Below are 26,157 nucleotides of genomic sequence, written 5' to 3' on the forward strand. Positions count from 1 at the left end.
TATGAACACAATAAAACACGTTTTTTTCGATCTTGATAACACACTTTGGGATTTCAGAAAAAATGCAAAATTCGCGCTAGATGAGCTTTACAAAAAGTATGATGTAGAAAATAGATATGGTTTTACATTCGAGGAATTTCATCCATTTTATCACGATAGCAACGAAGGTCTTTGGGTTTTGATTCGTGACAAAAAAATTACAAAAGAAGAATTACGTGCACGTCGTTTCAAAGAAGCTTTTGATAATCTTGGAATTGATAATGATGCTTTGGCAAAGATTTTTGAAGAAGAATACATGGAAACGATTACCAATTATAATGAAGTGGTAGATGGTGCGATGGAATTGTTGGATTATTTGAAACCAAAATATCAATTACACATTATCACAAATGGTTTTCTCGAAGTCTCGAAACGTAAAATTGAAACGTCAGAATTAAATGGTTATTTTGATACGGTAACTTATGCAGACGAAATCAAAATCTTGAAACCTGATCCTCGTATTTTTTCTTTGGCAATGGAAAAATCTGGTGCTAAAAAAGATGAATCAATTTACATTGGTGACGATTGGATTGCAGATGCTGTTGGCGCAAAAGCTTTCGGAATGTCGGCTATTTTCTTTGATCGATTAGATGATAATTTTTCGATGGATGATGTTCCTACAATTACACATTTAGATGAAGTAAAAGAATATTTATAATAATCATTTAATAACCGAATATCTAATATTGTTTTCTTTATTTTCGCCGCAACTAAAAAAACAATATTTATGAAAAAGTTTATTTTACCAAGCATTTTTGCTTTTGGACTGTTATTTAGCTGTAACAATGATGATGATTCTTCTATTAACTCTGAAAGTATCGTAGGAACTTGGAGTTTTGTAAAATACCAAACACAATTCTCTAAAGACAATCACATCGAAGATCAATATCTAGCAGATGAATGCAGTTCTAAAGACTCGTATACGTTTACTAAAGACAATAAATATTCTGCTATAGGATATGATTCCGATAGAAATAATATTTGTGAAATTGATTGGACTGAAGAAGGCACTTATTCTATTTCAGGAAATAAAGTTCGTTTAACTTACAAGGATGGTGGTTCTGGTGAAGGAGAAATTTCCAAATTAACAAAAAACGAATTGATTTTAAAATCTGATTATGGAGAAGATCTTGATGGTGATGGTAAAAACGAAATAGATATTTTAGTTTTAAAACGATAAAAAGTTAAAGGTTCAGAAATTCTGAACCTTTTTTTATGTCCGAAAAAAATCTATTTTTGATAAAAATTACTCAATACTTATGAATTTAAACAACCTAAAATTTCCGCTTGATATAAAGTTTCATATTGCAACTTTTTCCAATGATTTTTCTGTAACAGATGCTAATAATCAACCTGTGTTTTATGTACGCGAAAAAATTCTTTCGTGGCGAGATGTGATTAAAATCTACCGTGATTCATCGAAAAAAGAAGAACTTTTTCAACTTCGTTCGAATAAAATCATCGATTTTCAACAAACTTTTACCATTACAGATGCGAACGGAAATGTTGTTGGTAAAGCAAAACGAAAAACTTTCAAATCCTTTTGGAAAGCGACTTTTCATATTTACGACGCAAATGATAATCATTTATTTACAATCAACGAACGTAGTGGTTTTACGCGTATGATGGACGGAATGGTTGGAGAAATTCCCGTTGTAGGATTTTTCTCAGGTTATATTTTCAATCCAAAATATGTTTTAACTGATTTACAAGGAAGAGAAATGATGGAAGTATCAAAAGAACCTTCATTCTTTGGACGAAAATTTAAATTAAATCAATATCAATCATCCGAAAATGATACACTTTTTGTTTTGAGTTTTATGATGATGCTCATAAGCGATAGAGATCGAGGATAATTTTATTTAAAAAATATTTGCAGATTCAAAAATAGTCTTTATATTTGCAGTCCAAAATAAGAACAATAGTTTCTTATCAAGAATGGCCGAGTGGCGCAACTGAATAGCGCACTTGATTACGGCTCAAGAGGTTACAGGTTTGAATCCTGTCTCGGTCACAAAAGCAAAAGCTCATCAAAATTTGATGAGCTTTTTTATTTTAATACACTTCTGTTTCTTGAGGAATTTCTTCTACTTTTTGAGATTTTTTTGTCATAAAAAATATACAATTCCCAAACCACGTAAACCAAAAAATATAAAATCCGAAATGGAACGTCTTTTTCAATAAACGATGTGAGGTTTCAGTAAAATCGTAATAGCAATAAATTAATCCAATAATTCCCATAAAAAGGAAAATGAGAGGCAATAACAAACGTTTAAAACGTTTCGTTGTTTTCTCATTCCAAATGGATAATACAATAAAAATAACAGCTTGTATAGCGAATAATAACAAGGCTGTTTTCCACCACGATTTCAGGATCGTATATTCGTTGTAAATAATTGTGATTCCTACTTTACCGATGAATGACATTTTCGAGATCATTATTCCAGAAAGTAAAGAGGAAAATGCCAATATGAGAAGATGTATAATTTTGTTTTTCATTTTAATTAAAATATAAGAAAGCAACACCAAATATTAATCCAATTAGAATTAACAAACCTACTACTGCATTATAAAATTTATGCCAACCTGATTCATTTTGAGAAAATTCCTCAAAATTTAACTTTGGATTAAATAGTTTTAAAATAATATATCGAAATCGTATTCCAAAAATTTCTATTATAAGTTCACTAATCGCAATAAAAATTATTTCAAGAATAATCTGCATATAAATAATTTACAATCTAATATAAAACAAAAAAGCCTTGCAAATGCAAGGCTTTAAATATTTTGATGAATAATTCTCTTATAAATTAATTGAGAAATCCATTAATTTTTTGAATTCTTTCAAACGTTCAGCTAAACCATCACGTGTTAAATCTCCTAATGATTCAGTACCGAATTTTTCACATGTTACAGATGCTAATGCAGATCCGTAAACAATTGCACGTTTCATGTTATCGAAAGAAAAATCGTTTGTTTTTGCTAAGTATCCGGAGAAACCTCCTGCAAATGTATCTCCTGCTCCTGTTGGATCGAAAACATCTTCTAATGGTAAAGCTGGTGCAAAGAAAACTTGTTCTTCTTGGAATAATAAAGCTCCATGTTCACCTTTTTTGATGATAACTGTTTTTGGTCCGAATGTCATGATTTTTTTAGCAGCTTTCACTAAACTATATTCACCTGACATTTGACGCGCTTCTTCGTCATTAATAGAAATTACATCAACATCTTTGATCACATCCATCAACTCATTCCAAGCACAATCCATCCAAAAGTTCATTGTATCTAAAACAACCAAACCTGGACGATTATCTAATTGTGTCAACACTCCTTTTTGTACCAATGGATGTAAGTTTCCTAACATCAAAACGTCTGGAGATTTGCGATCTTGAGGAACAATTGGATTAAACGTTTCTAAAACATTCAATTCTGTTGCTAACGTATCACGTGTGTTCAAATCATTATGGTATTTACCTTCCCAAAAGAATGTTTTTCCTTCTTTTACGATTTCCATTCCATCTAAATTAATTCCTTTTGAAATTAATAAATCGATGTATTCTTGTGGAAAATCTCCACCAACAACTGAAACGATTGCAGTATCCACGCCCAATAAAGAAGACGCCATACCGATATATGTAGCGGCACCACCTAAGATTTTATCTGTTTTCCCGAAAGGAGATTCTAATTTATCAAAGGCAACTGTACCAACTGTTAATAAACTCATTTTATATTCTTGATTAAATAGTTTGCAAATATATTGAATAGATTTGAATTAAGACATATTAAGACAATGCGTTAGCCAAATCAGCAAAAGCAACTTCGGTTTGTTCTCCCGAAATCATATCTTTTACTGTCGCTTTTTGCTCAGCAATTTCTTTTTCACCCAAAAGAATTACTTTCTTAATTCTTTTTTTATCAGCATATCCCATTTGCTTTTTCATTTTTGCATCATCAGGATAAACCTCTGTATTAATTCCACTTTGACGTAATTGTTTTACCAATTTCATTGCCTCAGCAGCTTCTTTCGTTCCGAAATTAATGAACAATGCTTGGATATTTGTTGAATCTTCTAAAGCTGGGAATAAATTATTTTCTTCTAAAACTAAATATGTACGATCTAATCCAAAAGAAATTCCTACTCCAGAAATATCTTTCAATCCAAAAATTCCTGTCAAATCATCGTAGCGACCTCCTCCACCAATAGATGAAGAGAATTCTCCGATTTTCGCTTTCACTTCGAAAATAGCCCCTGTATAATAATCTAAACCTCTAGCTAATGTTAAGTTTAATACTAATTCAGCCGATTGTAAACCAATAGTTGTTGTATTTTCAAAAACAAATTCTAATTCTTCAATTCCTTTTAATCCAGTTTCCGAAGATTTTAAAATTTCTTTTAATTGAGCAAATTGTGTTTTACAATCTCCATTCATTGAGAATAAAGGTGATAAAATTTCAATCGCAGAATCAGAAATTCCTTTTCCACGCATTTCTTCTTTCACCGCTTCTTCACCAATTTTATCCAACTTATCTAAAGCCACAGTAAAATCAATCAATTGAGCCGAAATATCTGCTACTTCTGCCAAACCTGATAAAATTTTACGGTTGTTAATATGAATTTCAACAGGCGTTTTTAATTCTGTAAAAACTGAATCATATAATTGTATAAAATCAACTTCTTGTAATAACGAATCCGAACCTACAACATCCGCATCACATTGAAAAAACTCACGGAAACGACCTTTTTGAGGACGATCGGCACGCCAAACTGGTTGAATTTGGTAACGTTTGAAAGGAAATGTAATTTCATTTTGATGTTGCACCACATAACGCGCAAAAGGCACGGTTAAATCATAACGCAACGCTTTTTCAGAGATTTGCGCAATTACTTTTTGACTATTTCTATCTGTTAACAATTGCTCATCAACTTTTGCTAAATAATCTCCAGAATTCAAAATCTTGAAAATTAATCGATCTCCTTCTTCTCCGTATTTACCTGTTAAAGTTGATAAATTTTCGAATGATGGAGTTTCGATTGGAGAGAATCCGAATAACACGAATTGTTTTTTAATCGTGTTGATAATATATTGACGACGATTCACTTCTAAAGGCGAGAAATCTCTTGTCCCTTTTGGAATCGATGGTTTTTGAATTGCCATTTTTCTAAATCTTACTTATAAAGATGCAAAAATACATCATTTTGATTTTTAACACGACATTTTGTTTCAAAATCATTGTTTTAGAAAGAATTTAATTAAAATTCATAAAGTCAACCTGAACTCGTTTCAGGTTCACATCACGTTATTAAAAAATAAATTATGCTGCAGAAAGATTCTGAAACAAGCTCTGAATGATAATTCTATACAAAATTAAAAAGAGGATGAGAAGCTGAAATAAATTCAGCTTGACAATCACTACACAAATCAATCTTATAAATCTTAATTAATATCGTAATTTTGCTTTTATGTATTTGAAAGAACTTAAAGCGCGACAATTCAAGAATTTTGATGAAAATAATTTCGAATTTTCACCAAAGATTAATGCATTTGTAGGACAAAATGGGAAAGGTAAAACCAATGTTTTGGATGCTATTCACTATTTGGCTTTAAGTAAATCGTATCTGAATCATTCGGATGCGATGAATATTCAGTTTGATTGTGATTTTTTTACATTAGAAGGTACTTTTGATCGAAACGAATCTGATGATGTGATTTTTTGCTTGGTTCGTTCTGGTCAGCCCAAACAATTAAAGCGAAATTCGAAATCGTATGATCGTATTTCTGATCATATTGGACAATATCCTTTGGTAATGATTTCACCTTATGACAGTGATTTAATCAAAGAAGGAAGTGAAGTTCGACGCAAATTTTTGGATAATATTATTTCGCAATCGAATAAGCAATATTTAGCTGATTTGATGCGATACAACAAGGTTTTAGTTCAACGAAATGCCTTGCTAAAATACTTTGCTGCAAATAATACATTTGATTCAACTTCTTTGGAAATTTATGATGAAGAATTGATTCATTTAGGAAAGAAAATACATGAAGTTCGAAAAGAATTTATTCAAACTTTTTTGGAAGCTTTCCTAAAATATTACAATGAAATTTCAGAAGGTCGAGAAAAAGTTAACATCGAATATGTTTCACAATTAAATGACGCACCTTTTGAAACGGTTCTGAAAGAGGCTTTGTACAAAGATCGTTCGACACAATATTCAACAGCTGGAATACATAAAGATGATTTATTGTTTACGATTACCAATTATCCAATCAAGAAATTTGGTTCGCAAGGTCAACAAAAATCGTATTTAATTGCCTTGAAATTGGCCCAATTAGAAGTTATCAAATCTTCATTAAACATCACTCCTTTATTATTATTGGACGATATTTTTGATAAATTGGACGAACATCGTGTAACACAATTGATTAAATTAGTAAACGAGGAACGATTCGGTCAAATTTTTATCACCGATACACATCCCGAAAGAACAGAGCAAATCATTAAACAAATTAATTCTGAAAGTAAAGTTTTCCGTTTATGAAAAAGTACGAAAAAAGAAGTAATCAGCAAACGCTTGGTCAAGCTTTGGAGCATTTTATTAAACAAAGTGGAAAGGAAGAATTGATTTGGGAAGTGAAAGCAGAAGAGGCTTGGCAAACGGTGATGGGAAAGTTTTTCGAGAAATATACTGATCGAGTTGAAGTAAGACAACGTGTTTTGTATGTAAAAATTAATTCTCCTGCAATGCGACAAGAATTATTGATGGGAAAATCGAAGATTTTAGCTAATATAAATGAAGAAATTAAAAAGGATTTTTTAGTTGACGTAAAAATATTTTAAATGCCTTTAATTGAACATTCTTCTTATCCTACACCTAATTTTATCAATAGAAATGCTCATCTTTCTACCATTATTCCTGCGAAATTCAAGAAATACCCTGTTCCAAATTATACTCGAGAAAAAATCACAACTGATGATGGTGATTTTCTGAATTTGGATTGGCGATTTCAAAAAAATAAAGACAAATTAGTTATACTTTTTCACGGATTAGAAGGCGATTCAAAACGAACGTATCTTAATTCGTGTTCAGATTATTTTTATGATAAAGGATTTAATATTCTAGCTTGGAATCATCGTTCTTGTGGTGGTGAAATGAACAAAACTTGTCGATTATATCATCACGGTTCGATTGACGATGTACACAGAGTTGTAGAAAAAGCGTTAAAAGAAAATTATCAAGAAATTTATTTGATTGGTTATTCGATGGGTGGTGCTTTAATTTTGAATTATCTTGGAAGTTATGAAGTTTCGAACAAGATAAAATCTGCTGTAGTTTTTTCTGCACCAATTTCTCTAAAATCTTGTGCTGATACATTGAAAATATTTCCGAATACTGTTTATTTTAAAAATTTTAAACGCACTTTAGTTCCAAAATTTAAAGTAAAAGCAAAACAATTTCCAGGAGTTCTGAATGAAAAAATGATTGATAAAATCAAAACTTTTGATGAAGTAGACGAATATTTTACAGCAGCTTTACATGGCTATTCTTCCAAAGAAGATTATTATCATAAAGCTTCTCCTGCAACTGTTTTAGATTATATCAAAACATCGTGTTTGATTGTTAACGCTGCTAATGATCCTTTTTTAGGAAATGATTGTTATCCTATCGAACGTTTTAAAAACCATAAATTCTGCACATTTGAAATGCCAAAATACGGTGGACATTGCGGCTTCCCTTTAGAAAACAATAAACATTCTTGGGCTGAAATTAGAGCTTGGGAGTTTGTTAAATAAAAAAATCTCGAAGCAAGCTTCGAGATTTTTTTATTTAACAAACTTTAATTAATTATCATATCCTGGATTAGATTTAATTAAAGTTCCAGATAAATCAGTTTCAATTCTAGGAATTGGAAAAGCTAATAGATTTTTGTCTTTACCATTTGCATAAGATATATCACCCCAACGTAATAAATCCCATTGTCTTAAACCTTCACCTAACAACTCTTTAGATCTCTCCTTCTTAAGAACATCCATAGTAACTGTAGTAGCAGCAGTTAATCCTCGTTGAGTAATTAAAGAATTATAATAAGTTAATGCTTTAGCTGGATCTCCTCCGTTTAATTCTGCTTCGACTCCGTTTAAAACAACCTCTTCGTAACGAATCATTTTAATATTATCAGCTCCTACTGAATTTGTATATTTACCTGTTAAATAATTATACCCATTTGCAGTTTGAACAAAGTTTCTACGAATATCACCAGTTGTATACAATGTTAATGTTTCAGGTTTTACAACTACATTTCCATATCCATTTGGATGTAATTTATGTCTATAGGAAGATGTAGATAATGAATTAGTTGTACCTACTGACAACTCGAACATTGAGTTAGGAGCAGCACCATTCATTGTAAATCTAAAAGTTTCTGCTAACAAACCTTGAGCAGCTATGCTATACCCTCCTGCAGTAACAATTTCATTAGTTAGCTGTCTAACTTTTGCATAGTTACCTTTATACAGATAATATCTAGACATTAATGCTTTCACTGAAGAAAGGTTAATATCTGTTTTGCCAGAAACAGTAGTATTAGCACTATATTTAGTCATAATTTCTACAGCTTTATTGAAATCTGCTTCAATCTGAGCTTCAGTTTCAGTAATTGTTGCACGGGCCATCTTCGCTTTCGGGTCGTACTTTAAAGGAAGTACTGCTCCTAATTGATCAGGTGCATTTGTATATTTTTGACCATACAATCTTAAAATATCAAAAAAACCTAAAGCTCTTAATGCGTAAGCTTGACCTTGAACAAAATAAGATTGCTTTTTTTCCGTATCTGTTCCCGTAAACTTTTCTACATCAGAATTGATAACAATATTTGAATTAGCAATCATTTTATAAATAACTCCCCAAGAATCTTTTGCATATGCATCAGTTGACAACATTGTATAATCTTGAATTGTAGTATAATAACCTGACAATTTATTACTATACATTTCATCTGAACGTATTTCTCCATATGCTAAGAAATCACATCCATAATACTTGGCAGATCTCATCTGAGAATAAGCTCCACGTACGAATGATTGTATTTCATCATATGATGTTAAAGGTTTTTGTTCCACTTCTTGATAAAACTCTCTTTCTACAAAATCATCACTACAAGAAATATTTAATGACAAAACGCTTGCAGTAAGAACTGCTATGGTAAATAATCTTTTTTTCATTTTTTTTTTTTTAGAAACTTACATTAACTCCTAATAAGAATGATTTTAAAACAGGTAAGTTAAAATCTGTATATCCAGCTACATTCGTTTCAGGATCGAACTTTAAATCCTTATCAAATCTATGTGTCCAAGCATTGTTTGCCATTACATACATTTGAACTGAATTCAATCCACTTCCTTTTAGCATTTTACTATCAAATGTATATGCTAATCTTGCATTGCTTAAACGAATGTAATCTGAATCATATAAGAAACGAGTAGAAGCACTATTCGATCTTTTATTTCCTCCATAAATTGGTTTTGGATTAGATGCATTTGTATTCTCTGGTGTCCAGTAATCACCCATTACATCTCCATACCCAGGATAGTTGATTGTATATTGTCCATCACTGTAGTTATATGCAGCCCAGTTATCATAAATTTTTCCTCCGAAACCAAAAGTAAATTGAAGATCTAATGAGAATCCAGCATAAGCTAATGACGTATTCATACCTCCATATACATCACTAATAAATGATCCTTGAACAGCTTGTTGCGCTGCGGCATAATTATTCGTTGTTGCACCATCTTTTCCATTGATGTACCATAATGGATCTCCATTTGTTGCATCAACACCAGCCCATTTTCTTAAGTAGAATGTTCTTACACCTTCTCCTTCTTTGAGAATTGTAGAACTTCCTTTAACTTCACCTCCATATAACTTCGTAATTTCATTATCTAAAGTTGACAAGTTAAATCCTACATTCCAATTGAATTGGTTACGATCTCCTTTTAAGATATCTGCATTCACTGTGAATTCAAAACCTTTATTCACTAACTCTCCAATATTATCAGTATAAACTGCATTACCGTTTGTTACGTTATAAAGACCTTGTGAAGCTGATAATGGTAAATCATAAATCAAGTCTTTCGTTTTCTTGTTGAAATACTCTGCAGAAAATCTAATACGATCATTTAAGAAACCAAAGTCAATACCTATGTTTAAAGGATTAACTGTTTCCCATGATAAGTTCGGATTATACACTCTATTAAAACTTGCTGCTGCATAGTCGTTATAGTTTGTTGAATACGAATATGTCGCATAAGGATTAGCGCTTACTTGGTTACCTAACTTACCATAAGACGCTCTTAATTTCATCATAGAAAGAGTCCCATTTCCTTTCAAATCTCCTAAACGAGCAACATCAAATCCAAGACCAACAGACCAGAAGTCACCTTCTTTTTGACCTGGCATGAATTGAGAAAGGATATCACGACGATAAGATGCATCAACTAATACTAATTTATCATAGTCATAGTGAGCTGTTGCAGCATACCCCCAACGAGAAGAAATCCCTCTACCACCTTCGTATCCGTAAGGAACAACAAAATTCGTTAGTGTTTCTAAAATTGGACTACCAACAGTAATTCCTGTTGCAGATAAATAACGTTGATCTGATTTATATGCCTCTTGGATTAAGGAAATTCCTACATTATGTAAATCAAATTTTTGATTCCAACTTACAATATTTTGTACGTTAAAATTAAAATATCTATTTGTTCCTGATTTTTGATAACCTCCATATCCATATCCATCTCCGTGTTGAGGGTTCCAATACTGATCTTCTTCGATATTGATATATTCTGGAGCAAATACTAATGTATATTTAATGTTTTTCCAAATATCATATTCCGCTTTAAAATTTGCAAAAATTCTTGCGGTTTGAGCTTTATTATAATTCATATCTAATAAAGCCGCTGGGTTAAACATATTATTAGATAATCTATGATTAGATGCTTGCCAATAATAAGAACCATCTTCATTTCTAACAGGGTCTGTAGGTCTATTAAAATATCCTGCTAAAATTGGATTAGCAAAACCTCCTGCGTTAGGTAAAGTTCTAATATTACCATAAGACATCTGAATATCTGTAGATAATTTCAACTTATCAGTTGCTTGATAAGCTACCTTATTTGTAAAAGATAAACGTTTAAAACTAGAGTTTTTAATTATACTCTCTTGTTTAAAATAGTTCGCAGATGCATAATATGACAATCTTTCATTAGCTCCAGAAACATTAAAATCAACATTCTGTTGAAACCCTTTTTTCATTGTCTCATCTTGCCAGTTTGTAGAATATGGAGAACTTAATATATTCTTCATATTATTTCTAAGAGTCGTTTGATTAGCTGGTATCAATGGAATATTTCCATTAATATAATCTTCAATTGAGTAGTTAGCTCCATATAAATTATTTACTTGATCTCTTAAGTATATCTTATACTCTTCCGCTGTAAAAGGTCTGTTCATATCAACAGCTCTATCATTCCATCCTATAGAAGAAGAAAAATTAAATTTCGCAGCACCTTTTCTTCCTGATTTAGTTGTTATAATAATAACTCCAGCTCCTGCATCAGCACCATAAACAGCAGTTGATACGGCATCTTTCAAAACAGTTACAGATTCAATATCATCAGGGTTCATATTCGCTAAAATATTACCTGTCGTATTGTTTCTTGTTAAATCTCCACTCGCTACACGAACACCATCTACAATCCAAATTGGAGATTGTACACCATTAATAGAAGAAATACCACGTACACGTACACTTGCCATACCTCCTGGTTGACCTGAAGCATTTCCTGTTTGAACCCCAGAAACACGTCCTTGTAACATTTTATCTACAGAAGCAACTGGCACATCTTGAATTGATTTTGAAGACATTGTACTTGTTGAACCTGTGATTTCTTGAACACTTTTAGTTTGTCCAAAACCAACAACTACAACCTCACCTAAATCTACATTCTCATTTGAAGTATATTTTAAAGCTCCTAAATTAGTAGAAGTTACTTTAAATTCTTTTCCATTGATTACTAATGTATCACCTACTTTAGCATCAATATTAAAATTTCCGTTTTCATCTGTATAAGTTACTTTATCTGTACCCTTAACTTTAACCTCAATATCTGCCTCTGGCAAATTTGAAGCATCATTAACAGTACCTGTAACTTGAGCAAAAGCCACTGTTCCTAGTCCTAGGAAAGCTAATAAGCCCAAAGATGTTAATCTTCTCCTCATAGTTTTAATATTTTATAACATTTTAGACAAAACTCTAACTTTTTTTTAAGATTTCCAAAAAGTTATCTATATTTTTTTATTTATCAACATCTTAACAAAATAGCTATACATTATTATATTTAGCACAAAAACTCAATATTAACATTGATAAAACCGATAATTAGAATAAAATAATAACAAATCTACCTATATAAAAAAAGCTTATTCATATTAATAAAATAAAAATAAAAGTTAAAATTTTAACATCAACTGTAAAAAAAAAGACTACCGAAAACGGTAGTCTCTCTCTTTTTATTAAAAGCTATAAAAAATTATAATTAGTACCCAGGAGTCTGAGTCATATTTTTATTTAAGTTTAAAACGGATTGAGGAATAGGTAATTGCCATTTGTGGTCTCCAGCTTTTAATGTTTGTTCTGAAGAAGCAGTTCCTGTACCATTTGCTAAATAACCGTTTCCACTACGTTGAATACCGCTTGTGTAAACAGGAGAGATACCAGCAACTCCTTGTAAACGTTTTAATGTAAACCAACGATCTCCGTTTTCGAAAGCTAATTCTTTACGACGCTCTAATTGAATTGCATCAAAAATTGCAGTTCCAGTTTCTCCACCTGTATAATTAGAGTAACGTACATCTCTTAATTTATTTAAAGTAATCAAAGCGGCACCTTGATCTCCAGATAAATATTGAGCTTCAGCTAAATTAAGAATTGCTTCTTCCACACGTAAATAACGTCCGTTATTCAATCCTAATTTTACTTTACCATTGATATATTTATTAACTGCGATAACAGCTTGACTATCGTGGTTACTAGGGTTGAAAATTTTGAAATACGCATTTATACGCTCAGATTCTGTTTTTTGATTATACAAAGCATAGAAATCTTTATCTACTGCATATTCAATTACAATATTTTCGTTCGTTGCCCCTTGGCTATAGTTTGTACCAATTGTCGGATCGCTTGAATTGATAAATGCAATTTCAAATAATACACCATCACTATTTTTAGAAGTCCATAATCCAGCTAATTGTTCTTGTGATGCTGGAGCAACTGCATCTACAGCAGGTTGAGAAAATTCGATTGATTTTTTATAATCTCCTTTATATAAATATACTTTTCCTAATAAAGCTTGTGCTGCAGATTTCCCCATAACAGAACTTTCTGAAGAAGCTTCTAAATTTGGAATCGCAGCTTCTAAATCAGCAATAATTTTATCATAAGATTCAGCAATTGTTGCATCACGTTTTGGAGCTGCCTGAGGATCATATTTATCTACATAAGCAATACCTACAGTAGATGCAGCATTTGCAGCTTGAGTAGGAATCTCAGCATATGTACGAGCTACTTCAAAATGAGCTAATGCACGAACAGCTTTTGCTTGAGCAATAACATTATTTTTGAAATCGCCGTCTTGTAAATTATCAACATTCGACAAGATCATATTAGCTCTTGAGATAATATTATAAGAAGTTGAGTAAATATCTGTAGGAACAGAATTCGAATTATATGACCAAGTATGTGCTCTTTGACCTGCACGACGTCCATTAGGATCTAGAATTAAGTTGTCTGCCATGATATCTCCAACAGAAACTAAATCGCTAGCATTACTCAAACCAGCATAATAACCTGATTGCGCGAAACCTTTATAAACCCCATTCAATGCATTTGTGAAATCAGATTCCGTTTTATAGTAATCTCCAACTTCAATCGCGTCGTATGGTTTTTGGTTGATATCGTCATCGCTGCAAGATGTAAAACTTAATGCACAAGCTAATAACGATAATACTAAAATATTTTTTTTCATTTGTTACAATTTTTAGAATGATACGTTAAATCCGATAGAATAAGAACGTACTAACGGGTAAGAGAATGCTGTAAAAGAGTTTGACACATATCCTGACGAACCTACTGCACTACTTTCACTTGTTCCTGTTCCTGCAATTGGATTCCCATGGTAATTTGTCCATAATGCTAAGTTTTGAACTTGAGCAAACATTCTTAAGTTTTTGATAAACGTTCCTTTTACTAAATCTGTAAAGTTGTATCCTAATGACAAACTACGGAATGCGATGTAATCAGATTTTTCTAAATATTTTGTAGAATATTCTGGCCCTGTTGTATTTGGTAGAGCGAATGACGCGTTATCACCAGCTTGCTTCCAATAATCAGCAGCTTCAACAACATGGTTATCTAAAGATGTCGGATCTGTTAAATAAGCATATGTATTGTTGTACATGTATCCTCCTGCAGAATAAGTAAAGTCAGCGTTGATATCAAATCCATAGAATTTAGCATTCAAACCAAAACCACCCATTAAAGTTGGGAGAGAAGATTTGTTTGTTGCGACTGCATCTCCACCATCATAAACGTCAGTTATATTTCCATCTCTGTCCAAGTATAAATCTTTACCTGTATTTGCATCAACACCTGCATAACGAACCATATAGAATTGATAAGGTTTCCCTCCTTCTACGTGAATCATGCTTTCGTATGAATCTGGCATTATTAAATTATCTCCATCTGCTAATTGATTTACTTTATACTTTAAGCTGGTTACGTTACCATATAGAGATAAATCGAAGTTTTTAGAACGAATCACATCATAGTTTAATTCTAATTCAAAACCTTCTGTTTTAATTTCTCCTGCATTAATAGTTGTAGTATATCCTCCAGCCTCTAAAGGTAATTGTTTGTTAAATAAGAAATCAGATCTCAAATCGTGGAAATATGCCATAGCACCAGTTAAACGATTTCCAAAGAAGCCAAAATCTAAACCAACGTTTAATTTTTTATTCTTTTCCCAAGTCGCATTGTTATCTGCTAAAACTGTTATAGGAAAACTTGCTGGATTACCATTATATGTATTTAAAATATTCATCAGATTCATATTTGCATAAGCAGCTAAACCTGAATCATCTCCTACTTCCCCATACGAAGCTTTAAGTGTTAAATTATTGACAGCTTTAGAATCTCTTAAGAATCCTTCTTTTGCTATATTCCATCCTAGAGACACTCCCCAGAATGTTCCATATTTATTATCAACACCTGCTAAAGAAGTTCCGTCACGACGAATATATGCATCAACAAAATATTTATTTGCAAAATCATAAGAAGCCGCTCCTAAATATCCAAACTTAGAAATTCTCCATCTGTTTGTTTTTGAATCTTGTTCAATTAAAGTAGCTAACCCTTGTGTTTGTAAATAATCATTAGGGAAACCAATTCCGTACATTGTCATAGAATATAAACTTTGATTGATATATTCTGATGCTGCTGTTACACGTAGATGATGTTTACCTGCAAAAGTATTTTCGTAAGAAACCTCATTACGCCAGTTGTAATCAAAACGGTCTGTACTTCTATCTGTTTTAGAACCTCCGTCTCCTAATAATTGAGATAAAACTGAAGATGGTTTTAAGAAGTTTTCGTACTGTGTACGATTATAAGTAGCACCTAAAGTTGTACGAGCTGTTACATTTTTAGCAAGATCTGCTTCAACGAAACCAGTTCCATAAATACGTAAATATCTTGTTTGAGCATCCGTTTTTTCCATTTCATCTGCAACAGGATATCCCATATAGTTCGCATTAGGATTGTAAACTTTATTTCCATCTGCATCTAAAACTACATTTCCATTCGCGTCCATTGAATAAAAAGTCTCGTAAGGACGATTTAACAATGTATTATAAAATGGAGATTGTGCATTAACACGATCACGTGGAGAATCTAACGTGGTATAAGACCCGTTTAAATTAATTCCGTAACGTAACCAATCTTTTACTTTGGTTGTATTATTGAAAGTAGCTGTAATTCTTTCCATACCATTATAATATCGAACAGCTCCTTCATTTTTATCATAACCTACAGAAAAATTATTTGATGTATCACCATCATTTTTATTAATCGTAATAAAATGTGATGAAGTAAGTCCATTTTTGTATAGATCATCAGACCATTTATGGTTATTTTTTGATAAAGTTGCAATCTCTTCAGATGTACGAGCTTGCCCTAAACCTAAATTACCAATAGTACTTAAACCATTTTGATAATTTAACAATTGCTCGGCATTCATCAAGTTGATATTTGGCAAATCAACCATTTGGTTCACTCCAATACGAGATGAATAACTTACTGTAGCTTCACCTTTTTTCGCTGATTTTGTTTTCATGATGATTACACCATTCGCTCCACGAGAACCAAAGATTGCTAATTGAGAAGCATCTTTTAACACCCTTACTTCTTCAATATCAGCCGGATTAATAGCAACAACATCTGTTGCTGTCATATATGTACCATCAACAACATATAATGGAGATTTTACACCACCATTCAAACCAATTGCACCACGAATTGTAACATTAGCTGTTGCTCCAGGAGCTCCACTCATCGCTTGAGATGATAGACCTGCAACTTTACCTCCTAACATTTGGTCAATAGATACAGATGGATTCATCTGTTCTAAATCTTTTGCTTTTACAGTTGTAACACCTGATTTAGATGGAGCGTTGAAAATAGATTTCACAACAACTTCACTTAAATCAACCGTAGAACTTGTAGCAGCAGCGTACTTTAATGTACCTAAAGCGTTACTTGTAACACTAAATTCCTTTCCATTAACAACTAAAATATCTCCAATTTTAGCATCAATGTCAAATTTTCCGTCTTGGTCAGTATAGACAACTTTGTATGTACCTTTTACAGATACTTCTACATCCGCTTCCGGAAAATTATCTGCATCATTTACAACACCTGTTACTTGAGCAAATGCAGCCGTTCCTAAACCTAAGAAAGCTAACAAACTCAAAGATGTGATTCTTCTCCTCATAGTCTTATTTTTATAAAATAGGGGAACAAATCTGAACATTATTTTTTAGAGAAAAAAGCAAAATGATATATAATTAACATTTTATCCAAATAAGACATAAATTGCTTTTTTTTATCAATTATCCATTATTAAATACTTATTAAATGATTAATAAATCTTTTTTTAACTTTTTTTAATAAAATTAAAATCGATTTTATGTTAATATTTTTTGAATTAAATAAAATCAATACTCATTAACAGATAATTTTTATTTGAATTTTATACATTTCAGAATGTGAAATCACGTTAAAAAATGAAGAATATTTAGGAGTTTATTAACCTAATAAAAACAAAAAAAGGCAACCAATTGGTTGCCTTAATTATTATAATATTTAAACTGATTAATTAGTCAATTTTGATATTATCGATAACTAAATCATAAGCTTCATCTTTTCCTACTTTTAGTGCAAAAATATTTTCACCAGCAGTTTTTTGAATATCTACTCCTTCAATATTTAGAGTAACAAGAACCCATTCGCCTTTAGTATCAATTTTACCTGTATATTGATTTGCATCAATTGGTGATAAAGATACATTTGCATTCGATAAATCTCCTACATTATATACTACGTATTTTTTATCAGATTTATACACATTTAGTGACAATGATTTCCCAGATGTTCCTTTTACATAAAATGTAATTTTCTTTGGAGTTGCAGGAATTGTATTATTTACAATAGTTGTAAATACGTAATCATTAGCTTTTGGTGTTCCTTTTAAAAGTAATGCATTTGTGTTATCTCTACCAACACCAACTCCGCTAGTTGCATAGGTATCTTTCACTAAGCCAAAAGAGTTAATTGAAGATAAAAAGTCAGCCCAAACATTGAAATCAGAACCTTTGAACAATAAATTAGTTGCTTCTGTATTATTTCCTCCACCTGGATTTTGGCCTCCTCCAACGTCAAAACGAGGCTGATCGAATTTTACATCTTTTGTATCGCGGATATAAACTTGGTAAGTTGAATTGTAAATACTAACAACTACAGTAATCTCTCCACTACCTTTAGGTAATTCTTCATTGTACCATTTAGCATATCCAGAATTACGTAAGTCAACTGTTTTACCTGTTTTATCTACTAATACACGATTAACAGTTGTAGCTTCCACTCCATAAGTTTTATCTGTATCTGGAGATTGAAACTGAACATTTTTGATTGTAACTAAGGTATTCAAATTTCCTGCTTTCAAAGCATCTGATAAGCTATTGTATACTTTTGGAGTGATCGTTTTTATTGGATCACATGTTTTAAAAATATATTTTTTCATGTTTGCAGATGGTATACGACCTACAGCATAAGTAGGATCTACAGAACCGATTTTCATAATTCCTCTATCCTTTGCTACAACAAGTCCTTTTAAACTAATTTGAATTCTAGCACCTAAAGGATAATTAGCATATAAATTAGCTCCATCAATTTCAATTTGGATACCTGTTGTTGGATCTTCAATTTTGTCTTGTAAAGAAATTGTTTTATAAAAATTTCCTGTTTCGTCACTTGAAATTACATAAGCGTCCATTACAAGATCCTCTGCTATTGCTCCATTTGAATCAAGTTTTATCTGCCCAGAAGTTACTTTAGTTGTTAAATCAGCTATTGTAATATTTGCTGTTAATTTATCAGCACAATCGATTGGCGGAGTTGCATAATCATCATCTTGTACACAAGATTGAGTTATAAATAAGCCTAAGCTCAAAAGACTTGCTATTGTTAATTTTGATATTGTATTCATTTTTAATTGTATTCGTTGTTAATATTTTATTTAGAATCTGAAATAAACATTTGCAAAATATGTTGTACCCATTCCGTAGAACATTTTTGGCCCAAATAATGTACGATAATTAGGATCGATAGCATTCGTATATTTCCCAACTCTTAATTGTTCGAAACCTCCTGTTACATAATTTTTGTTATTCAACACATTATTAATTGTTCCTGAAATTCCTGCAGAATATTTACCTATACGAAATGTTTTACCCATATTAATATTTAACATGAATTCGTTACTCAACTTTTCTTGCTTTAAAGCAGCTTTTAAATCTTGATCATTAATATCATATAATTCTCCATATTCATTCGTAAAGAAATTTACAGTTCTACGAAAAGCTGCAGGATCTATGTAATTATTTGCTAATAAATTTCCAGATACACCAATCCACCAGAATTTAGGATCACGGTACTCTGCACTTAAAGAGAAACCAGATTGTGGTCCGCTTCCTACTTTATAATTATGAAGATAAGCAGTTCCGAAGTTTTGGTAAGGAACTCCAATGTTTCCAGGTTTCACATAATCATCAGAATATAAATTATAACTAGGGTTGTCTTTGTAAACATATTGACCAATAGAAGCTACTGCAGAAACTGTAAGTACTGGTAATACTTGTGCTTCTACCGCTAATTCTGTTCCCAAATATTCTTTTCCAACACCTGTCATAACTTCTGAAACAAAGACTTGGTCATTTGCTCCATCGATATAACCAAATGCTTTCTCGATTTCGTCTTTTGTTCTTGTGTAAAAAGCCGTTGCACGAGCTTTAATACGTGGAGCTCTTAAAATATATGATAAGTCACTTGAGAATATTTTTGCACTTTCTACTCCATCTACCGTTACGTTAGTTACACGAGCATTTGGAAAAATCTCATCAGAAGTTGGCGCTTCTGTTTGATACATTACATTTGCTTGGATAAAATTACGTCCATCTAATTTTACTAAGAAATTAGATTTCACCCCAAAATCTAAGAAATCATACGTTTTACTTTTACCGTAAGAAGTCTGCTGATATGATTGGTGCATCCATTTACCTTCACGATAAAACTTAGTCAAAGCAGCTTTCATACCAATTGTTACGTCTAAAAATTTTCCTTTTATTTTAGATTGCATGAATAAATCTGCATAATCACGATTAATTTCATAATTATATCCTTGACGCTGTCCTTTTGTTGGTTGATAATCAGGGTCTAAAATATTAAATCTAGCATGAGTAAAGTTATCTTTATTCTCAACATATTGTCCACCTAATAAATCTTGTATTTCACGGTATAGTTGAGATTTCGTATTTTGATAAGACGCTGCAATTGTCAAATCTATATTAGGTGCTAACTCTGTCTGAAAATTTGTATAAGCAGTTGCTGTTTTATCTTCGTTAACATCAGCAGTCAACCAATAAACAGATCTCCCAGCATTGTTAATATTAGCTTCATATAAACTTGTCCAATCTATTTGAGAAATTTGACCACTTCTCCATAATTCAGTTTGGTTATTTATAGCACCTTGACTTGCTCCACTATACGCAAAATAAGATGGTAAATTACGATAGTAAACTGGAGAAGGATTATTTCCTGCAAACCAATCTAAACGAGAACTACTTTCTTTACCAAATTGATAAGAAACTGTTGTTGTTAATTTTGATTTATTGTTAATATTCCAATGATGCGTCAACATATTAATTGGTTCGAAAGTTTTCTTTACACGTTCGTTACGTTTTTCACCATCTTGCCATCCCCAATAAGAATTGTAATAAATCCCCATCATATCCACAACTTCTTGTGTATTAGGTGAACCTGTAGAACGACGAGTTGGCGCACCAAAACTTGTGAAGTTTAAGGTATGTTTTTCATTAAACTTTTTCTCAACTCCTAAGTAGTAAGCGTATGCATCATAAAAAGTACCTTCTATAATACCTTCTTCTGCCCAACGTCTACTTCCAGAAACCATAAACGCCCAACCATTATCCATCAATCCCGTATTATATGTAGCCATTACACGGTTTCTGTATGAACGATTTGTACTAGAATAAGCCAAACTTACTCCCTTACGCATTGTTGAAGGACGAGTATCAAAATTTGTAACTCCCCCTAAATCTCCAAAAGCATAATTAGAAGGTTCGATTCCGTATGTTAACTCATCTGGACGACGAGTAACATCATTCAGACCTCCCCAGTTATTAAAAGTTGCACGACCATTATCCATTTTATTCATACGAACTCCATTGAATAATACATCATTATATTTGTTGTCTAAACCTCTTGGTTTAAACCAATACGAACCTAATTCGTACGCAGATACGCGAGCAAAAACATCACGTGAAGATTGTAAAAGTCCTGAATTTGAAGCTGTCGAACTTTCATCATCAGATAATTCATCATCTGTTAATGTAATAATTCCAACTTCTGCTGTATTTGGATTAAATGTTAATTTAATATCACCTAAGTCAAGCTCTTTTTGCCCTGCTACAGTGATTTCTTTTTCATATGGGTCATAGCCCACGCCATAAACTTGTAATTTGTACGTTCCATCCGGAATATCTACAAACTGAAAATATCCTATACGATCGGTGATAGCAGCATCGCTTACTGCTCCTCCGTCCAAACGTACAGTGAGGTTATAAACCTCTTCACCTGTAGCAGCATTTTTTGCTACCCCAGTAACCTTTGTTTGCGCCTGCGCCATAGCGACAGTTGCAGCAAAGACTGAAAGACTTAACAATAATTTGTTCATTCAAACGAATTTTTATTTATAAATTAGCTATTTATTTCCTTCATCGAAAAAAATAGGACAACAAATTTAGTAAATTCATAATTAATAACATATGTTTAAAATTAATAAATCTTTAACTTTATTAATAATTTTTAATTTATTCTTAACGTTAAATGTTAAAGCTCAAAGCAAATATTCAAGTGCAACTGTAGCTTTTTATAATGTCGAGAATCTTTTTGACACCATAAAATCAGTTGGATATGTAAATGGAACTTTACCTTTTAATGACAAAAATTACCACATTCAGATTGCTGAATCTGACATTTCGAAGTACGAAACAGAAGAATTCAAACAAAGTTATACGTACGAAAATATAAAAGGAAAGAAAATTATCCGTCCATTAATTCTTCAAGAAGAATTTTTACCAAACGGAAATAAAAGATGGAATACAGAAAAATATTTCCAGAAAGTCAATAATATTTCAAAAGTTATTAGCGAATTAGGTGCAGATGTTACAGGTTCTGCTCCAGTAATCGTTGGTATTTGCGAGATTGAGACAAGAGAAACTTTAGAAGATTTAGCAAAAAGCTCTGCTTTGAAAAAATACGATTATGGTGTTGTTCATTTTAATTCATTTGATGCACGTGGAGTTGATACAGGTTTATTGTATCAAAAATCTCGTTTCAAAGTAATTGATGCAAGACCTCATCCTATTTTCAATTATGATGCTGAAGGTAAACGAAAATATACGCGTGATATTCTACAAGTTACAGGTTTATTAGACGGTGAAGAAATCACTTTTTTAGTAAATCACTGGCCTTCTCGTAGTGGAGGAGAAAAAGTTTCGATGCCAGCTCGTATGGAAGCAGCAAAGGTGATGAAAGGAATTTTTGATGAGTTAAAATCTAAGAATCCAAATGCAAAAGTAATTGCAATGGGTGATTTTAATGATGATCCTATTTCTCCAAGTATTAAAAATACATTTGATCCAGCAGGAGAAATTGCTAAAGTTTCGGATAGCGGGTATTATGACCCTATGTTACCTTTATATAAAAAAGGTGTTGGTACTTTAGCTTATCGTGATGCTTGGAATCTATTTGATCAATTTATCTCGACTTCATCATTGGTTACAAAAAATAAAGATTATTCAACGTATAAAATCTTCAAAACTGAAATTTACAACAAAGATTATTTAAAAGCGACAGAAGGTGCATATAAAGGATTCCCTAACCGTATGTGGAGCGGCGATACTTATCGTGCAAACGGTTATTCTGACCACTTTCCAGTCTATACAATCTTATTAAAACAAGCAAAATAAAAATGAACAAATTAGAGCAATTATTTAGTCAAAAAAATAAAAACCTCATTACAATATACACAACAGCTGGGTATCCGAATTTATCGGATACCCCTGTTATTTTAAAAGAATTAGATCAAAATAATGTTGACATTATCGAAGTCGGAATCCCATATTCTGATCCTTTGGCTGATGGTCCAACAATACAGGCTACAAGCGAAAAAGCGTTAGCAAACGGAATGACATTGGATATTTTGTTTGAGCAATTAAAATCGGTTCAAAATGAAATTTCTGCACCAATTGTTTTGATGGGTTATTATAACCAAGTGATGACATTTGGATTAGAAAAATTCTTACAAAATTGTCAAGAAAGTGGAGTTTCAGGCTTGATTTTACCTGATATGCCGTACGAAATTTACTTGGCGCAACACAAAGAATTATTTGATAAATACGATCAAAAAGTTACTTTTCTAATTACACCTTTAACAACAGAAAAACGCATTAAAGAGATTAATGATGCAACTTCTGGATTTGTTTATATCGTTTCGAGTTCAGCTACAACTGGCGCAACACAATCTAATTATAACGAAGATTTTTTGTCAAATGTTAAAAATTTAGGTTTGACAAAACCACATCAAATTGGATTTGGAATTTCGACAAAAGCTGATGTAGAAAAAGCATGGAATTACGCAAATGGAGCAATTGTCGGAAGTGCTTTTTTACGTGTTTTAGAAAATTCGAACGGAAATCTTTCAGAAGCCATAAAAAAATTTCTATCTCAATTGAAATAAAAAAATAGTTTTCAAAACAAAAAGCAAGCTCTTGTAGCTTGCTTTTTTGGTTTTGACTATTTTGTGTTTATTCAACCGAAATTTCATCAATAAATAACCATGCCTTATTTCCTGCACCAGCTTGTCCATTTGGAATTATTCCTAAATTTTCAATCACAAGCTTAAGATATTTCGCTTGTTGTTTTTGTAAATTAATCTTCATTATTCCATTTGATTTTTCGATTTCAGGAGATGAAATAGTTTTAATTTCTTTAAAATCTTTTCCATTATCCGAAATCAGCGCTTTAACAGATTTCGGAAGATAAATCCAACTTCCTTTACGGTCTAAGGTGGAAAATTGAATAGTAGAAAACTCCATTTTAGTTTTGAAATCTATTGTTGCAATCACATCTTTTCCAGAAAAACCTAACCACGATTTACCATGATTTTTAAGACTTCCTTTTATTCCATCCACCAAAGTAGACGTTCCACCAACCGAATATGCCTCAGCAGGTTGATGCTCTAATGTGATTTTTTTGGCTGTTGATTTCGTAATAACAAAGTCCTGAGAAGTTGTTGCGCTTACTTTTTTTCCATCTTCAAAATAAGCCGATTTTACGGTTTGAGATTTCGTAATTTCTAACGGTTTTTGATACACATTCGAATTAATAGTTGGCTCTGAACCATCTGTTGTAAAACGAATTCGTGAAGGTTCATTCGCCGAACTCAACTCATATTTTATTTTTCCATTTTGGTCAACAGAAGCTTTTCCATCCACCTCATAAATCGCCGTACTATGTTTGATTCCTTTTTCATCTAAAATCGCAAAATGACGAATTACACGATTCTCAAAATTCTTGTATTCATCAGGTTTTGAAGTTCCCCAAGCAACTTCTGAAAGTGCCATCATACGTGGAAAAATCATATGTTGAACATGCGGAAAATCTAAAATATATTCTGTCCATAAATTTCCTTGCGTTCCCCAAATATACTTTGCTTCTTCTTCAGTCAATTCTTTCGGAATAGGATTATAGGCATACACTTTTTGCAAGCGTAAATTTCCACCAATAGACAAAGGTTCGGTTTCGGGATTTCCTTGATAATAATCAAAATAATTGGTAGAAGTTGGCGTCATAATTGCCTTATGTTTTGTTTTCGCAGCATGAATTCCCCCTTCAATTCCTGTCCAACTCATCACCGTTGCATTTGGTGCTAAACCTCCTTCAAGGATTTCATCCCAACCAATAATTTGCTTCCCTTTACTATTGATGTATTTCTCCATTCGCGTGATGAAATAACTTTGCATATGCAACTCATCTTTGATGTTCAATTTTTTCATCAAATCTTGTACAAACGCACTTTCTTTCCAACGTTTCTTTGGCGCCTCATCACCTCCAATATGTACATATTCATACGGAAAAAGCGGAATTACCTCATCCATGACATCTTGCAAAAACTGAAACGTTTCTTCTTTTGGACAAAAAATATCTTCCGAAACTCCCCACGTTTTCCATACTTCTAACTTCTCATCTGTACAACCTAAATTAGGATAAGCCGCTAACGCAGCCTGCGCATGACCTGGCATTTCGATTTCTGGAATAACATCTATATGCAATTTCGCCGCATACGCAACCACCTCTTTTATCTGCTCTTGCGTGTAAAATCCACCATATTTTTTATCATCAAATTTCATATCCGAATACGCACCAACCTGCGATCCATTTCGCCATGCGCCAACTTCTGTTAACTTCGGATATTTTTTAATTTCAATTCGCCAACCTTGATCATCAGTCAAATGCCAATGAAATTTATTGTATTTGTAAGCCGCCAAATAATCCAAATAATTCTTAACCTCATCTACCGTAAAAAAATGACGACAAACATCTAAATGCATTCCGCGATACGCAAATTTTGGTTCGTCTTTTATTTTGAGATATGGTAATTTGAGATCCGATTTATGTTCTTCTATTAATTGTAAAAGTGTTTGTATTCCATGAAAAATCCCTCGATTTGTGGGCGCAGCAATCGAAATTCCATTTTGATTAATATCTAATTCATAATATTCTTCGTTACTATTTTCTGGAGCAGCCAAATAAATTATATTAATTGTATTATCGAAATTGTTAGAAGTAGTTTTCGTTAGATTTTTACCAGTAATTGATTTGAATTGTTTCATTAAATAATCTATTTCAGGAAAATTTGGATCTGGATTAATCGTAATTTTATTTCCTAAAACTAAAGTTCCTTTCTTCAATTCTAATTGTTGAGGTTGAGGAATGAAACTATTTTGAGCAGAAACAAAATTGGAAACCGCAAGTGTGGCTAATAGAGAAAAAAATGAAAGTTGTTTCATGTGTTAATTTTTGATAATGACTAAGATAAACTTGTTTTATCAAATAATAACGACGCAACGAGCAAAAATATTCA

At 32.1% G+C, this 26,157-nt stretch carries 19 protein-coding genes and 1 tRNA gene; 9 read left to right on the plus strand and 11 right to left on the minus strand.

Annotated features, from left to right (window positions below; genetic code table 11):
- The first annotated feature begins 1 nt into the window (after position 1).
- The 4 genes from FH779_RS15525 to FH779_RS15540 all read left to right on the plus strand — a co-directional run bounded on the left by FH779_RS15525 (position 2) and on the right by FH779_RS15540 (position 2,053).
- Complete coding sequence (locus FH779_RS15525) at positions 2-697, plus strand: YjjG family noncanonical pyrimidine nucleotidase (RefSeq protein ID WP_180905345.1); 696 nt, start codon at positions 2-4, stop codon at positions 695-697.
- A 69-nt stretch (positions 698-766) separates the two neighbouring features.
- Complete coding sequence (locus tag FH779_RS15530; protein WP_038336444.1) at positions 767-1,219, plus strand: lipocalin-like domain-containing protein; 453 nt, start codon at positions 767-769, stop codon at positions 1,217-1,219.
- 79 nt (positions 1,220-1,298) lie between these two features.
- Entirely contained in the window at positions 1,299-1,895 is a 597-nt protein-coding gene (locus FH779_RS15535; RefSeq protein WP_180905346.1) for an LURP-one-related family protein, read from the plus strand.
- A gap of 84 nt (positions 1,896-1,979) precedes the next feature.
- Positions 1,980-2,053, plus strand: a tRNA-Arg gene (locus FH779_RS15540).
- Positions 2,054-2,094: 41 nt separating this feature from the next.
- Here FH779_RS15540 and FH779_RS15545 read toward each other — a convergent pair.
- The 4 genes from FH779_RS15545 to hisS form a co-directional block, all read right to left on the minus strand.
- A complete protein-coding gene (locus FH779_RS15545) occupies positions 2,095-2,538 on the minus strand; it encodes a hypothetical protein (RefSeq protein ID WP_038336496.1) in 444 nt (147 codons plus the stop codon).
- Position 2,539: 1 nt separating this feature from the next.
- Positions 2,540-2,764, minus strand: coding sequence for a hypothetical protein (locus tag FH779_RS15550; protein ID WP_180905347.1), 225 nt, complete (start codon positions 2,762-2,764; stop codon positions 2,540-2,542).
- 78 nt (positions 2,765-2,842) lie between these two features.
- On the minus strand, positions 2,843-3,763 hold the full coding sequence (locus tag FH779_RS15555) for a PfkB family carbohydrate kinase (protein ID WP_180905348.1): 921 nt from the start codon (positions 3,761-3,763) through the stop codon (positions 2,843-2,845).
- A gap of 58 nt (positions 3,764-3,821) precedes the next feature.
- Positions 3,822-5,195 carry a histidine--tRNA ligase gene (gene hisS / locus FH779_RS15560; RefSeq protein ID WP_180905349.1) on the minus strand — a complete coding sequence of 458 codons (1,374 nt, stop codon included), beginning with the start codon at positions 5,193-5,195 and terminating at the stop codon, positions 3,822-3,824.
- Positions 5,196-5,500: 305 nt separating this feature from the next.
- On the opposite strand from hisS, the gene recF reads away from it, so the two are divergent.
- From recF to FH779_RS15575, 3 genes are read left to right on the plus strand one after another with little or no spacing between them, the layout of a single operon-like run.
- Complete coding sequence (gene recF, locus FH779_RS15565) at positions 5,501-6,580, plus strand: DNA replication/repair protein RecF (protein WP_180905350.1); 1,080 nt, start codon at positions 5,501-5,503, stop codon at positions 6,578-6,580.
- Entirely contained in the window at positions 6,577-6,879 is a 303-nt protein-coding gene (locus tag FH779_RS15570; protein ID WP_180905351.1) for a DUF721 domain-containing protein, read from the plus strand. Before recF ends, FH779_RS15570 begins: the two co-directional genes overlap by 4 nt.
- On the plus strand, positions 6,880-7,833 hold the full coding sequence (locus FH779_RS15575; protein WP_180905352.1) for a YheT family hydrolase: 954 nt from the start codon (positions 6,880-6,882) through the stop codon (positions 7,831-7,833).
- Positions 7,834-7,881: 48 nt separating this feature from the next.
- On the opposite strand, the gene FH779_RS15580 is transcribed toward FH779_RS15575, so the two are convergent.
- The 6 genes from FH779_RS15580 to FH779_RS15605 form a co-directional block, all read right to left on the minus strand.
- Positions 7,882-9,261, minus strand: a complete 1,380-nt coding sequence (locus FH779_RS15580; RefSeq protein ID WP_180905353.1) for a RagB/SusD family nutrient uptake outer membrane protein — start codon at positions 9,259-9,261, stop codon at positions 7,882-7,884.
- 10 nt (positions 9,262-9,271) lie between these two features.
- Positions 9,272-12,319, minus strand: coding sequence for a SusC/RagA family TonB-linked outer membrane protein (locus tag FH779_RS15585; RefSeq protein ID WP_180905354.1), 3,048 nt, complete (start codon positions 12,317-12,319; stop codon positions 9,272-9,274).
- 317 nt (positions 12,320-12,636) lie between these two features.
- A complete protein-coding gene (locus FH779_RS15590) occupies positions 12,637-14,124 on the minus strand; it encodes a RagB/SusD family nutrient uptake outer membrane protein (protein WP_180905355.1) in 1,488 nt (495 codons plus the stop codon).
- A 12-nt stretch (positions 14,125-14,136) separates the two neighbouring features.
- Entirely contained in the window at positions 14,137-17,145 is a 3,009-nt protein-coding gene (locus FH779_RS15595; protein ID WP_180905356.1) for a SusC/RagA family TonB-linked outer membrane protein, read from the minus strand.
- Between the two features lie 384 nt (positions 17,146-17,529).
- Positions 17,530-18,918 (minus strand): DUF5689 domain-containing protein, encoded by a 1,389-nt coding sequence (locus tag FH779_RS15600; RefSeq protein WP_180905357.1) that lies wholly within the window; start codon positions 18,916-18,918, stop codon positions 17,530-17,532.
- 30 nt (positions 18,919-18,948) lie between these two features.
- A complete protein-coding gene (locus tag FH779_RS15605; protein ID WP_180905358.1) occupies positions 18,949-21,684 on the minus strand; it encodes a carboxypeptidase regulatory-like domain-containing protein in 2,736 nt (911 codons plus the stop codon).
- Between the two features lie 91 nt (positions 21,685-21,775).
- Here FH779_RS15605 and FH779_RS15610 point away from each other — a divergent pair, with 91 nt between their 5' ends.
- Both FH779_RS15610 and trpA read left to right on the plus strand, forming a co-directional pair.
- Positions 21,776-22,981: an endonuclease/exonuclease/phosphatase family protein gene (locus FH779_RS15610; RefSeq protein ID WP_180905359.1), complete on the plus strand. Its 1,206-nt coding sequence runs from the start codon at positions 21,776-21,778 to the stop codon at positions 22,979-22,981.
- 2 nt (positions 22,982-22,983) lie between these two features.
- Entirely contained in the window at positions 22,984-23,751 is a 768-nt protein-coding gene (gene trpA / locus FH779_RS15615; RefSeq protein ID WP_180905360.1) for a tryptophan synthase subunit alpha, read from the plus strand.
- A gap of 67 nt (positions 23,752-23,818) precedes the next feature.
- On the opposite strand, the gene FH779_RS15620 is transcribed toward trpA, so the two are convergent.
- A complete protein-coding gene (locus FH779_RS15620) occupies positions 23,819-26,083 on the minus strand; it encodes a glycoside hydrolase family 20 protein (protein ID WP_180905361.1) in 2,265 nt (754 codons plus the stop codon).
- Between the last annotated feature and the right edge of the window lie 74 nt (positions 26,084-26,157).

This window comes from Empedobacter falsenii (assembly GCF_013488205.1).
GTDB lineage: Bacteria > Bacteroidota > Bacteroidia > Flavobacteriales > Weeksellaceae > Empedobacter > Empedobacter falsenii_C.